Source organism: Enterococcus sp. LJL128, assembly GCF_056924295.1.
Window position 1 is genome coordinate 81343 of sequence record NZ_JBXPBP010000004.1, and the last position, 13384, is coordinate 94726.

The 13384-nt window shown below is 40.3% G+C and carries 12 protein-coding genes; 6 read left to right on the top strand and 6 right to left on the bottom strand.

Annotated elements, in window-relative coordinates; all coding sequences use genetic code 11:
- Nucleotides 1-136 precede the first annotated feature (136 nt).
- Together AC1Z3K_RS06965 and AC1Z3K_RS06970 are read left to right on the top strand one after the other, a co-directional pair.
- Complete coding sequence (locus AC1Z3K_RS06965; protein ID WP_461732289.1) at nucleotides 137-919, top strand: PHP domain-containing protein; 783 nt, start codon at nucleotides 137-139, stop codon at nucleotides 917-919.
- Nucleotides 920-1039: 120 nt separating this feature from the next.
- Nucleotides 1040-1294: a hypothetical protein gene (locus tag AC1Z3K_RS06970; RefSeq protein ID WP_426083741.1), complete on the top strand. Its 255-nt coding sequence runs from the start codon at nucleotides 1040-1042 to the stop codon at nucleotides 1292-1294.
- 135 nt (nucleotides 1295-1429) lie between these two features.
- Here AC1Z3K_RS06970 and AC1Z3K_RS06975 read toward each other — a convergent pair whose 3' ends face one another.
- The 3 genes from AC1Z3K_RS06975 to AC1Z3K_RS06985 all read right to left on the bottom strand — a co-directional run bounded on the left by AC1Z3K_RS06975 (nucleotide 1430) and on the right by AC1Z3K_RS06985 (nucleotide 4160).
- Complete coding sequence (locus tag AC1Z3K_RS06975; RefSeq protein ID WP_461732290.1) at nucleotides 1430-2056, bottom strand: hypothetical protein; 627 nt, start codon at nucleotides 2054-2056, stop codon at nucleotides 1430-1432.
- A 51-nt stretch (nucleotides 2057-2107) separates the two neighbouring features.
- The gene (locus tag AC1Z3K_RS06980) at nucleotides 2108-3301 is read right to left on the bottom strand and encodes an MFS transporter (protein WP_461732291.1); all 1194 of its coding nucleotides are present in this window, start codon (nucleotides 3299-3301) and stop codon (nucleotides 2108-2110) included.
- Between the two features lie 406 nt (nucleotides 3302-3707).
- On the bottom strand, nucleotides 3708-4160 hold the full coding sequence (locus tag AC1Z3K_RS06985; protein ID WP_426083735.1) for a DUF1801 domain-containing protein: 453 nt from the start codon (nucleotides 4158-4160) through the stop codon (nucleotides 3708-3710).
- Between the two features lie 278 nt (nucleotides 4161-4438).
- Between AC1Z3K_RS06985 and AC1Z3K_RS06990 the strand changes: the two genes are divergently transcribed.
- From AC1Z3K_RS06990 to AC1Z3K_RS07000, 3 genes are all read left to right on the top strand, one after another.
- Nucleotides 4439-6160 carry an ABC transporter ATP-binding protein gene (locus AC1Z3K_RS06990; RefSeq protein WP_426083733.1) on the top strand — a complete coding sequence of 574 codons (1722 nt, stop codon included), beginning with the start codon at nucleotides 4439-4441 and terminating at the stop codon, nucleotides 6158-6160.
- Nucleotides 6160-7977, top strand: a complete 1818-nt coding sequence (locus AC1Z3K_RS06995) for an ABC transporter ATP-binding protein (protein WP_461732292.1) — start codon at nucleotides 6160-6162, stop codon at nucleotides 7975-7977. The genes AC1Z3K_RS06990 and AC1Z3K_RS06995 overlap by 1 nt, the downstream gene beginning before the upstream one ends.
- A gap of 132 nt (nucleotides 7978-8109) precedes the next feature.
- Nucleotides 8110-8754 (top strand): MarR family winged helix-turn-helix transcriptional regulator, encoded by a 645-nt coding sequence (locus tag AC1Z3K_RS07000; protein ID WP_426083729.1) that lies wholly within the window; start codon nucleotides 8110-8112, stop codon nucleotides 8752-8754.
- Nucleotides 8755-9047: 293 nt separating this feature from the next.
- On the opposite strand, the gene AC1Z3K_RS07005 is transcribed toward AC1Z3K_RS07000, so the two are convergent.
- The 3 genes from AC1Z3K_RS07005 to AC1Z3K_RS07015 all read right to left on the bottom strand — a co-directional run bounded on the left by AC1Z3K_RS07005 (nucleotide 9048) and on the right by AC1Z3K_RS07015 (nucleotide 12323).
- Nucleotides 9048-10160 carry a Gfo/Idh/MocA family protein gene (locus AC1Z3K_RS07005; RefSeq protein WP_461732293.1) on the bottom strand — a complete coding sequence of 371 codons (1113 nt, stop codon included), beginning with the start codon at nucleotides 10158-10160 and terminating at the stop codon, nucleotides 9048-9050.
- A gap of 11 nt (nucleotides 10161-10171) precedes the next feature.
- Nucleotides 10172-11140, bottom strand: a complete 969-nt coding sequence (locus tag AC1Z3K_RS07010) for a sugar phosphate isomerase/epimerase family protein (protein WP_461732294.1) — start codon at nucleotides 11138-11140, stop codon at nucleotides 10172-10174.
- 109 nt (nucleotides 11141-11249) lie between these two features.
- Nucleotides 11250-12323, bottom strand: coding sequence for a Gfo/Idh/MocA family protein (locus tag AC1Z3K_RS07015; protein ID WP_461732295.1), 1074 nt, complete (start codon nucleotides 12321-12323; stop codon nucleotides 11250-11252).
- 149 nt (nucleotides 12324-12472) lie between these two features.
- On the opposite strand from AC1Z3K_RS07015, the gene AC1Z3K_RS07020 reads away from it, so the two are divergent.
- Entirely contained in the window at nucleotides 12473-13351 is an 879-nt protein-coding gene (locus AC1Z3K_RS07020) for an AraC family transcriptional regulator (RefSeq protein ID WP_426083722.1), read from the top strand.
- Nucleotides 13352-13384 lie beyond the last annotated feature (33 nt).

Here is a 13384-nt window from a genome sequence, read left to right on the forward strand (position 1 = left end):
TCGTATTGAGTTTGAAAGGTTTATGTTAAGGTCCATTTGATAGCCTAGACAGATTTTGGCTTTTCTAAACATCCATTAGAAAAAAATCGCCCTTTTGCCTCATCTGTGATAAGGTAGAAAAAAAGGAGGAGCAGCTATGAACTATTATGATCAGCATTTACACACATACTTTTCTTTTGATTCTGAGGAGCACTTCGAAAACTATTTGACCTACCAGCCGGAGTTTTTCGTTTCTACCGATCATTTTGATCTTAAAAACCCCTGTTCCCAATTCAAAGACGACATTCCTGATTACCCTGCCTATACAAAAAAAATTGCTGAATTAAGCAATCAGGTTGAAACTGTATTTTTAAAGGGAATCGAAATTGGTGTAGTTCCAGGACAGGAAGAAACGATTAAGAACTATCTAAACCAGCATTCTCACGATTTAAAATTGATGAGTATTCATCAAAATGGTCAGTTTGACTATATGGATGATGTGGTTTTGACAAAGGACAAATTTATCGTTGCTGAAGAATATTTTACTCAGATGAATCAGGTTCTGGATCGGTTCCATGAAGGGGATATTCTCACCCATTTTGAGTACGGCTTGAGGAAATTTGACTTTTCTGTCGAAGAATTGATGCAGTTTGAGACTTTGCTAAGCGAAATTTTCAAAAAGGTTATCGATTTGGAGATGGCTGTCGAGCTGAATGCAAAAAGCTTTGTTAAATACTACAATGCTCACCTTTACGAATATGCCATTCCTTTGTATCGTTCCTTAGGCGGAGAGCTTTTCACATTGGGGTCTGATGCCCATGTTGCAGAAGACTATCGTTTAGGCTTTGACCCAATGTCTGCACTATTGAAAAAACACAATGTGGAACAGCTGGTGGTCTTCCAAGGAAAAGAACGAATCTTTACCCCGTTGCCGGATTAATTCTTTTTCTAGCCCGTTTCTTCTATACAGCTCATTTGAATCAACACGTCAAATTATCCTTTCTATCACTCACAGAGTATGATAAAATAACTTATATTTTTTTAGAAAGGAGTAAGAAAAATGAAAAAGGCAAATTTTGTTGTTGTATTTTTTTTGGTAGTGGTTCTAATTTCTTTTATTGCTTTTTTATTTAGCTTCCAATCTTTTTGGAGCAGTATCTCATACCTGATTGTGCCATCACCGGACAGCTATAGGACCAATGAAGATATTTTTAGAGAGTTGATTTCAACTGTACCCATGCTGCTGTTAACTTCAGCTGTTGCATATTTTTGCTTCAAGCAGGGTTTAAAATATTACAAAGAACCGCAGAATTAAACTTTAAAATAAACGAAACGTCCGAGATTTTTATGCTCTTGGACGTTTCGTTTATTTATGGAGAGACTTGACTGACACCCTAATTTTTATAGCCGCTCTTATTTATAAATCTTTACGCTACCACACCACATTGGTTCATTTTTTCTTCCACTTCTTTGTACCAACCCAAACAGTATCACCATTCACTAGATACAATCGATCATCTTTTCTTTGTTCAATTCGATACGCTGACTGTTTAATTGACTCTACTTCTGCTTCAGAATAAAGTCCGCTAGCTACGTCCTCCAGCAATTCGCTCTCATACCAAACATCTGCACGGATACCTTCTTCCCATGAGAACCCAGCCGCCTTTTCAACAAACAATGTCTCTGGGAGCGTCTGTCTGTTCTTCAGTTCTTCAAATGTCTCATCATAGGAGTGATACATTTCTTTAAAACTAACCACAATCTGTGAACGAATAAAATCCTTTTCAAATAGCCATACCTTTAAATAATAAGGTGTCTTATAGGTTTCCATTGTCTGCTGCCATGAATCATAAATTTCCAGTAGGGCTTCAATAATTAACCGTTTATACCAAAAGGGTATTGAGTAACGCCTTAAAGAGTAGAACGGATGAATCCAAGTTTTTACATACTCCCTATGATTCTTCTCTAAAGCAGCTAAATCCAACTGGATATAATAGTTTTTCCAAGTCTCAATCTCTTTAATCTTTCTTTTCCACCCTCTTATTTTTCTTTTACTAAAATCAAAGCGTTCAGACATCATTTCACCTCTTTTTATAACATATATAACTCTTCTTCAGATCATATTCAACTAGATTTTTTCTTTACCGCCGAGAAAAATATATAAAATAACTCCTGCCAGCATAATGACAATTGCTACAATAATCGCCGCCATGCCAGCGAATATTCCATAGTTTGTTGATAAAATCCCCGTAACGATTGGCATTGTAATGCCGCCGACTCCGCCAATAATCAACAGCCAGCCCATCGCCATTGGATACTTGCGTATCGCTGGACCAGCAATGGTCATTGCGGTTGGATAGATTCCGCCCATAGAAGCCCCTAAACCAAATATTGCCAAGATGATTACATAATAATTTTGTGTGGACAGCAATAGAAAATAAAACACGCTGGCGCCAATACTAATCATCAACAGTAGACGACTGCGCTTCAAGCGGTCTCCGTAAAAGGTACAGAACAAGCGTCCAACTAAAATAGCCAACCAGAGTAAAGAGGCCAGCATTTGTCCCTGTTGAACATTCATGATATTAGCATCTACAAAATATTTAACCAGCCAGCCGGTAATTGCGGCTTCTGCACATAAATAAAAGAAAAGAATCAGAACGGTATTCCAAAATAATTTATCTTTGAAAAAACCATACCCTTTTGCTTTTGAAGCCGTCTTAGCCTGCGGCTTATCATTTTCAAGAGTCATCCTTGAAAACATCCACTGAGAAACTAAAATCAGTAGAATAATAATCAGACAGCTAATTTTCCAGCCCTTGGTCCCAAACAAAGATGTCGTTAGAATCACCAGAAACGGTGCCAGTAATGCGCCTATCGCAAACAAGCTGTGTAGAAAATTCAAGGCGGCCGGACTACTATTGGAAACATCATTCACTGTCTTATTATTAAAATTAGAGATACTGCCGCGGCTAATCCCTGTAAAAAAGAACGCCAGCAGCAACAGCCATGATTGATCTGTCAAAATAATCAGTAAAAAACCGACAACCACAAAGCTGCTTAAAAAGAGAATCGCATTTTTACGCCCTAGATAAACAGGTAATATTCCAGCTACAAGCCCTGCCAACAAATTTCCCGCCTGATGGCTGGAAATCAGCATCCCGCTGACCGTATCGCTTAAATCATACGCATCACTTAGCAGCGGTAAAATTGAACCGAAAATCATCGCATATAGACCATTAATAAAAAAGATAAAAAAACAACATTTAATTATATACTTGTTTGTTTCGCTTAACTCCTGATAAAATGAATTTTTTAACATACTAACAAACCCTGCCTAATCCTATGATATTTTTTCGAATAACTTACTTTTCAGATAATAGCTCCATTTGTATTATTTCCTAATAAGAAATTACGATTTCTAAAAAATAAATAGTTCACTACTATCATAGCCCAAATAAAAAGGAAAGCAAGTCTTTACTGACAAAATAAAAGCAGCTTTTCAGGTCTAGGAACCACAAATACCTCCATATCAGACTTTCTATCATTCAGTCCAAGCTGGAGGCAATAATTATACTATTATGTCTGTGGATTCTACTCGCATATAATTTCAGGCAAGGAAAATTGATAGAGTCAATTAGCTAGTGCAGTTTTATCTGCACTGAATCCCCTTTTACTATATTGGATTGGCGGATTAATCCGCCAATCGAAAAAACGCATTTATTCCCTTAGCCATTTCTATTAGTCACAAACTTTTCGTAGGAAGCAATCCATTCCTCCATTGACATTTTAGTGACTAGTTCACCGATTAAATCATAGGGGATTTTTTTTGAATTAGTAAATCGAATACAGCTTTTCCCCATATTCAGTTTTGTCGGCATTTCCTCTGCGTACCGTTTTTGAAACCATTCCAGCAGTGGTTTATTCCCCATGATTCCCATGTGATAAAGGGCAATATGCCGTTTCTGAGCGGCAAGACCAATAAAAGGAACTGGTTCATCTTTTCTGTTCAGATAACCATCAGGATACACAGACAAGGGAACATCATAGCCAATCATTCCATAGCTGAATCCCAGTTCAAATCCTTCAGGGATATTTTCTTTAACAACGTTAAACAAGTGCAGAAAATCCTCACGCCGTTTATCATCTACATTCAATAAGTACGCATCTACTTCTTTCATGACTTCATTCCTTTTTCAATTAGATAATTTCCTTTTTATTTCTCCATTAGAATATCACATCCTCTGCCAGAAGAGATACATAAATGATTTTAAAAAAAATGCTCTAATTTTTAAATCTTTCTCTAATTTTAGAAAGGTACCTAAATATTTTTAGTAAGGTACTTGACTTTTTCTGAAGGTACCTGTATATTCTTTTGAGTAAGGTACCTTATCAAATTCGAATAAAGAAGAAAATTTGTAGTAATTCAAGTTTTATAGAAAATGACGGAGGAAGAACAATGCTTAAAATAATTAAAAAAATGTCAATCAGTAAGGCCGTTGTAGCTATTGTCTTTTTATTAATCCAGGCTGGCTGCGACTTGTACATCCCTACACTGACTGCCAATATGATCAACCAAGGCGTGGTTGCTTCAGATATGAACGCCATCTTGCGTATCGGCGGAATTATGCTGAGCTTTTCTCTAGCCAGCTTTGCTGCAGCACTTTTAAATACCTATCTTTCTGCACAAGTATCTTATCGATTAGGGAATGATTTAAGGGAGGCAATTTATAAAAAGATCATCGCTTTCTCCAATGTAGAATTTGATCGTTTTAGCGCCTCCTCCCTAATTACCAGAAATACCAACGATGTAACTCAGGTACAAAACTTGGTGGAAATGGGCTTAAAGTTTTTGATTTTAACACCCATTTATCTAGTTGGCGGGCTTTACCTTTCTTTTCGGTTGAGTGCAGCGCTAACTGCTCCCTATCTGCTAGTCGTGCCAATTCTTTTGGGAATTGCTTTTCTAATTTTTCATTTTACAAATCCACTCTTTGAAAAAATGCAGAAAAGTATTGATAATCTGAACCGGATTTTTAAAGAAGGAGTCACCGGAATTAAGGTTATCCATGCCTTCAATAAAGAGGAAGCAGAGTATGAGCGTTATGAAGCAGAGAACAACAGCTATACAAAAGTCTCGATTCAATCAAATAGTGTGTTGAATTTCTTAATGCCGTTCATGTCACTAATCATGAGTCTTGTGACTCTTGCAATTACCTGGCTGGGTGCAGGTCTTATTGATGGCGGCTCAATGGAAATCGGGACATTGATTGGTGTAACTGCTTATACAACTCAAATTTTGATGGGTGTTGCTTTACTGACAAATATCGTTTCTTCTATTCCACGAGGACAGGTTTCAGCTAGGCGCATTAATGAAATTTTGGATTTGCCGTTAACAATCAAAGATGGAACAGAAAATATCCAAGCAGCAGTTAAAGAACCTACCCTTGTATTTGACCAGGTTTCATTCAAATATAGCGGTGCCGAAAAAGAAGTTTTCCACCATCTTTCTTTAACAGTAGATCAAGGAGAAAGTTTGGCAATTATCGGCAGCACTGGCTCTGGAAAAACAACCCTAGTAAATTTACTTTCCCGCTTTTATCCAATAGACAATGGTCAAATTCGTTTATCCGGACAAGACTTGAAAGACTTAAAAGAAGAACAGCTTCGAGAGAAAATCAGCTTGGTCCCTCAACGAAATACCTTATTTTTTGGATCGATTCGTGAAAATCTGCGGATTGCCAAAAATGATGCAACAGATGAACAGATGTGGCAGGCTTTGGAACAGGCACAGGCAGCGGATTTTGTTCGTGCCGGAAGCGGATTAGATACCCCTGTAGAAAAAAACGGCGACAACTTCTCCGGCGGACAAAAGCAGCGGCTTTGTCTAGCACGTGCTTTTCTAAAGGAAGCAGCCATTTATATCTTCGATGATTCTTTTTCTGCTCTGGATTTCAAGACGGATGCTTTGATTCAGCAGAAGCTTAAAGAAAACTTCCAGCAGTCAGTCAAAATAATTGTTGCTCAGCGGATTGCAACAGCTAAACACGCGACTCGAATTTTGGTTTTAAATGAAGGTCAGGTTGTCGGCTATGGCAGTCATGAGGAGCTAGCTGCTGGAAATCCTGTTTATCAGGAAATTATGCAGTCACAAACAGAAGAGAAAGGGGCGGCAGCCTAATGACAAAAAAAGAAATGGGTAGAGGCGGAATGAGACCCGGAGGGTTAATTGAGAAGCCAAAGAAACCATGGCAGACAATTAAACGCCTCATGAGCTATGTTAAAGGCAGTACCTGGCTCTTACTGCTAGTTGTCGTTCTTGCAGTCAGCGGAACCATTATGCAGGTGCTTAGTCCTCAAATTTTGGGACAAGCGACAACTTTGATTTTTGCAAATGTCAGTGCTGGAAACCAGATTCAATTTATACGATTAAGCCAGATTTTATTAACTGTCACTGCATTATATATTGGGAAATTCATCATAGATTTTCTGCAGTCAACAGCTATGACCGTTGTTTCCCAAAAAACAACACAGCGCCTGCGGAACGATTTAAAAAGGAAAATCAATACACTATCCAGCGGTTACTTTGACAAGCATTCCAACGGCAATCTAATGTCAATCGCGACTAATGATATGGATAATATTGCTACAATGCTTCAACAAAGCATCACACAGTTGATTGCCAGCGTAATTTTAGTCGCGGGGACCATTTGGATGATGTTAACAATCAGTTGGCAGCTAACGTTGGTTGCTTGTCTGACTTTACCGGCGAGCATCCTAGTTGCTAAGGTGCTAACCCCTCGAACACAGAAAAATTTCCGGGCCTATCTCAAAACACAAGGTTCACTCAATGGTCAGATTGAAGAAGCCTTTAACGGTCACGAAGTCATCAAAAGCTTCAGTAATCAGCAGGAATCAATTGCAGACTTCAAAAAATTAAATGATTCTATGTACGAAACCGGCTGGAAATCTAAATTTTTCGGCGGTTCCATGATGCCGGCGATGATTTTCTTGAAAAATTTTGTTTATGTTATCATCGCTTCGGCCGGTGCCTGGCAGGTCGCTGCTGGTGCTATTTTAATCGGGAATTTGCAGGCATTCTTACAATATTCTTCACAATTCTCACAGCCAATCAGTCAGTTTTCGCAAATTTGGAATGGACTATTGTCTACCGTTGCCTCCGCTGAACGGGTTTTCGCCGTGATGGATGCAGAAGAACGGGCTATTTATGACCAGCAAGCTTTTCCAGATCAGCCAATGGATACTGCAGAAGTTCATTTTGAGCATGTACAGTTCGGCTATACTCCGGATCACTTAGTTATGAAGGACTTCTCTCTAGCCGTCGATAAGGGTGAAATGGTTGCCATTGTCGGACATACGGGTGCAGGAAAAACAACACTCGTTCATCTGCTGCAGCGCTTTTATGAAATATCCAACGGTAGTATCCGCATCAAGGGTAAAGATATCCGCAATCTGAGCCATGAAGAGCTGCATAAAAAAATCGGTATGGTGCTGCAGGAAACCTGGCTGTTTTCTGGTACGATTTATGACAATATCCGTTACAGCAATCCGGGAGCAACTGACGAACAAATTTATGAAGCAGCCCAAGCGGCTTTTGTTGATGATTTTGTCCGCAAGCTGCCGGAAGGCTACCAAACCGTTTTGAATGAAGAAATCAGCAATATTTCTCAGGGCCAGCGGCAGCTGATTACCATCGCCCGTGCCTTCCTTTCTAATCCTGAGATTCTGATTCTCGACGAGGCAACATCAAATGTCGATACACGTACAGAGCTGTTGATTCAAAAAGCCATGCGCAAGCTGTTGAAAGGAAGAACCAGCTTTGTTATCGCTCATCGACTATCTACGATTTATGATGCAGATGAAATTATTGTCATGGATCACGGAGACGTAGTAGAAACCGGCACGCATGCAGAGCTCCAGGCATTAGATGGTGTTTATGGCGATATCTACAACAGTCAGTATCAAGGAGCTGCTTAATACACTTGGAAACACATAGTTAAAATTAGTAAGGTACTTGACTTTTATCGAAGGTACCTTTATAATATAATTCATAAGGTACCTGACAGGTATCTTAAAACACATAACTTATACTACTAGGAGGAATTCTCGATGACTGAATACGAATCGAATTTTTTAGAAAAATATCTATACTTAGAAGGATTACTGCACCGCTACTTTGGATGGAAACGTAGAGAACAAGGACCTCATGCCAATCCGCATAAAGGACAGGGACGGATTTTGAGCATTCTAAAGCTTCAACCGGAAATTACCCAAAAAGAAATGACTTTTTTATTGGATATGCGCCCACAATCCTTGGGAGAATTACTGAATAAGCTGGAAAAAGCCGGCTTCGTTACTCGGGAACCTGCTGCGGAGGATCGCCGGGTAATGGTAGTGAAACTCACCGATGCCGGTGCTGAGGAAGCAGAAAAAATGAATGCTGCTGAGGAAGAAACTATTTTTGATGTGCTAACAGAAGAAGAACAGGAGCAGTTCACAGCGATTATTGACAAGCTGACAGCTGCTGTTGAAGCAGAGATGCCGGAAGACGCAGGACGTCGTCCAGATATGCGCGGTTTCGGTGGCTTTAGAGGCCACCGCGGTGGTTTTGGTCCAAACGGGATGGAAGATTTCAGACCTGGCGGTAAAGGCTTTCCAGGGTTTGGACCTGCTCACGGCTCATTCCATCAGCACGGCGATCATCGCCGGCCTTTTGAGGGCTTCCCAGATGCCCCTGTTGACGGCGAGGAATAAACACTTCCAAAAATTTTTATAGAAAGGAATGAAGGCGATGTTTAGTATTATAATTTGGGCACTATTCGGTGAACGCATTAACAGCTACATCGATTCTTTATAGCCCTTTGTATAAATAATGACTCCTCTATAAAATAAAGCTGCACGAAACCATTGTATCCGAAAAAACAATAGTTTCGTGCAGCTTCTTTATTTTTCCCCTTCAGTTGTTCCTCTTTTTAAAGAACTACTTGTTCCACGACTGCATCGTGCTTTTCAATTTACTTTTGACACGCTCTAGCATTCCTTTTTACTTATACTAGCGCTTTCGAAGTCTCTCGTTTCATTTCCGCTGCGTCTATGTCTCTAAGCAGCTTTTCCCGACAATTGTCAACGCTACTCTGCTCACCCTTGGACAAAATACTTTCAATTAATTCCAGTACATAGCGTACCTCTTCATTTTTTACAATTGGCTCTGCCCCCTGGCGAACTACTTCATAAAAATTTTGATAAAAAGATGGGAATGTCTCCAAAACTTCCGGCATCGTTAAAGCTTCAGTTGCCTCTTTTGAAGGCGGGGCCATCGTTTTAGTCAGCCCCACGCCAGCTTGTATCGGCTTCGGCGTCTGCTGCTCCTTACCGGTTGCCCGAATCACCTCACCAGACAAATCCCAGTCCTCGATTTTCGCTGTTCCTGCGGTTCCTTTAACGTACCAGCGAGGTAAATTCACGTAATTTGTTGTACCTACCTCTATAAGAGCCCGCACACCGTTCTCAAAGATTAGATGCACCATAAACCCGTCATCTACCTCATCCCCAAGAATATAACTCAAATCGCTGTAGCAGGCTTTAATCGGACTATCAATCAGCCAAAGAAGCTGGTCAAACAAATGGACACCCCAATCTAAAGCCATGCCTCCTCCATGTTTCTTTAAATGGCGCCAATCACCTGGAATCCCGTTTCCGCCATGAACCCGTGATTCAATTTGAAACAGCTCGCCAATCTGCTGTTTTTTGTACAATTCACGAATAATCAAAAAATCCGGGTCCCACCGTCGATTTTGATGAACCATAAAGGTATTCCCAGTTTCTTCAGCAACAGATAATATCTCGTCAAGCTCTGCAACATTTAATGTTACCGGCTTTTCACAAACCACATGTTTTCCTGCCCTCAAAGCCGTAACCGCTAAATCTTTATGACTGTCATTCGGTGTAGCAATCAAGACAGCTTCAACAGCTTCATCAGCCAGCAATTCTTCGAGATCTGAAAAGCAGTACCAGCCTTTTTCTGCTGCAGCTTCTTTCCGATCCGTTAAAATGTCGTATATGCCGACAACCTCAATTGCTGTTTCATTTTTAAGAATTGTTTCAACATGATAGGAACCCATACCGCCATAACCGATTACTGCTAATTTTATCCCAGTCATTTTCTCCCTCCTTACGCCCACCACAAATCGGTTGGCTGTTCTTTAATCATAATCGATTTCAAATTTGTTACGGCCCGGCTCAATCCTTCATCGATAGACATGATTGGATCTTCATGTTCAATACTCAATACATAGTCATAGCCATAAATCCGCAATGCTGAAATAATATCGGACCAAACTTTTAAATCGTGTCCACAGCCTACGGAACGAAACGTCCACGCACGGGTTGCCACACTACTATACGGCTGCATATCTGTTAAGCCATACATGTTAATATTGTCTTGATCCAAATAGGTATCTTTTGCATGGAAATGATGAATTGCCTTTTCTTTACCCAAAATCTTGATGGCTGCCACCGGATCAATCCCCTGCCACCACAAATGACTAGGATCTAAATTACAGCCAATGGCTTTTCCAGCAGCATCACGCAGTTTCAACATCGTATACGGAGTATGAGCTAGAAAGCCTCCATGAAGCTCAATTCCGATTTTAATACCCGCTGTTTCCGCTTCCTGATTGATGTCTTTCCAGTAAGGGATCAGTTTTTTTTCCCATTGATAATTATAATTATCGTCATATTCCGTTGGCCAAGGCAAAATGGGCCAGTTTACCTGCGTATCTGTCGGATTCCCCCCAGAGACACCGGAAAATCCGTTTACTACTGGAACGTTCATTAGACTAGCCAATTTGATGGTTTTTCTCAACAGCTCATCAGCTTCTACTGCCACTGCTTTTACTGGTGATATAGGGTTATGATGACAGCTCAACGCAGAAATTTCTAAGCCTTTGTCCTTTAGTTTAGTTAAATATTCTTTCCGCTCCTGACTGCTGGCCAACAGTTTATCTATGTCCAGATGAGCAGCTCCCGGTGAGCCGCCTGTTCCTATTTCTACCGTTTCTAACCCATAGTCAGCCACCTTTTTAATCATTTCCTCAAAGCTTAATTGATTAAACAACGGAGTAAAAACACCTAATTTCATAGTTGTACATTCCTTTCTTTGTTAACTTAGTTGGTTATTTCATCGCCTTACGGGTAAATGTTTTCCTTAATCCAACAAATATAGTACGAGAATCAGCTGAACCGCCTATTTATAAATAAACAGGCTGACCCGTTTTCGATGATTCGTAGATAGCTTCCAAAATTTCAGTTACCACAAGTGCTTCCTCTGGTTTCACCACAGGTTCCGTATCATTCAGAATTGCTTCAATCCACGAGCGTGCCTCGGCGACTTCCGGCCGATCCTCTGTCCCGTCATAAAAGTCGACGCCACCGGTCTGCAGCTCAATTTTCTTCTCATACAAAAGGCTGTGATCTTCTCCGTTAATGGTCAATCCGTCATTCATATCTGCGCCAGCTTTAGTACCACAAAGTGTCGTTTTTGCTTCTTTTACATCTAAAGAGTTCAATGCCCAGCTGGCTTCTAAAAAGATTGTTGCACCGTTTTCCATCGTTATGAAGCCAAAAGCAGAATCTTCTACTGAAAATTGCTCTGGATCCCATGCGCCCCAAGCATTAGCGGCATCTCTAGTCTCAGCCAATTTATGGTAGGCTTTACCAACTACATATTTGGGTTGGTAGTTATTCATCATCCAGAGGGTCAAATCTAACGCATGGGTACCGATATCAATCAATGGTCCACCCCCCTGTGCTTCTTCATCAAGAAATACGCCCCATGTGGGAACAGCCCTGCGGCGAATAGCGTGAGCCTTCCCAAAATAAATATCTCCCAAGGTCCCTTCCCGACAAATTTCCTGAAGATAGCGTGAATCCGTACGGAAGCGGTTTTGATAACCAATCGTTAATTTTTTTCCTGTTTTTTTAGCTGCTTCCAGCATATTACGTGCTTGCTCGGAAGTCTTTGCCATCGGTTTTTCACACATCACATGATTGTCCGCTTTCAGAGCAGCAATTGTGATTTCTTCATGAGAGCTGTTTGGAGTACACACATGAACTACATCCAGTTCTTCTTTCTCCAGCATTTCTTTATAATCAGTATAGACACCTGCTGAAGGGGAGCCAAATCCAGTTTTTGCTTGTTCAGCACGCTCAAATTGAAGATCACAAAATGCTGTCATCTCTACGCCCTCAATCTCCGCTAATGCAGGCATATGCTTGCCATTGGCAATTCCGCCACAGCCAATAATTCCAACTTTTAAAGTCATAACCAGTCCTCCTGTAACCGCTTTTATTGTTTTTATATACCTAGTATAAACAAACTATTTTAAAGATTCTTCCCTCTTAACCGTCAAAAAATTCCCGAATTTTGTTCTATTTAAATTTATTTAGTTTATACTAAGAACAGGAGGTGCTTATGAGCCTATATTTAGAAATCCCGGAATTTGATTCCACTCTTTTATTCCGTACCTTTATTAATTACGGCTGGGAAATTACCTACCCCCATTGGCATAAAGAAATAGAATTTATCTATTGCCTCAAGGGAACAGTTAACCTTGGCGCCGATGAAAAAATCATCACATTACAAGAAGGAGAGCTTTACTTTTTCCCCAGTGCCCAGCCTCATTTTTTTCTAGCTTCTCCTGACAGTGAGCGTATTGTTTTTCAGTATGATTTGAAAATCTTTCAGGAAAATACCAGCCGCCAAACAAATGAACGCTCTCTTTTTCAGCTCTATGAACAAGTTGCTAATCATAGCAATGAGTGGCCGACAGCAACCCGCAAAGAAATTATTCAGCTGTTTTTACAGGTTTTCGAGGAATTCAATAAAACAGAAGAAGGCTGGCAGCACGGTATCGTTGGTGCACTTTATCAAATCAATCGTCTCTTTTTTAGTTTGCCTATCGTTCATGCACAAAAGACAACATCAAAAAAATCACTTCGCAGTAAAGAGACCTTGGAGCAATTAAATTTGGCGTTTGAATATATTGAGAAAAATTACAGCCGCGAATTAACATTGGAATCGATTGCTGGAGAGATTGGCTTTAGTCCCAGCTACTTTTCCCGCTTTTTTAAGAAAAGCGTTGGCCAGTCATTTTCCAGCTATCTAACCGATTACCGCTTAAACCAAGCAAAATACATACTGGCAACAGAAAGCTTGTCGATGAATGAGGTCGCGGATAAAGCAGGCTTCACCAGCCCTAAAACCTTTCATCATGTTTTTAAGCAGCGTGTGGGCTGCTCTCCGCTAAAGTTTAGAAAGCTGCTGGATCAAAGAGCAGAGACTGTCTTGTGACTATATTTTAGACAAAACAGCCGTCAAGCCTGG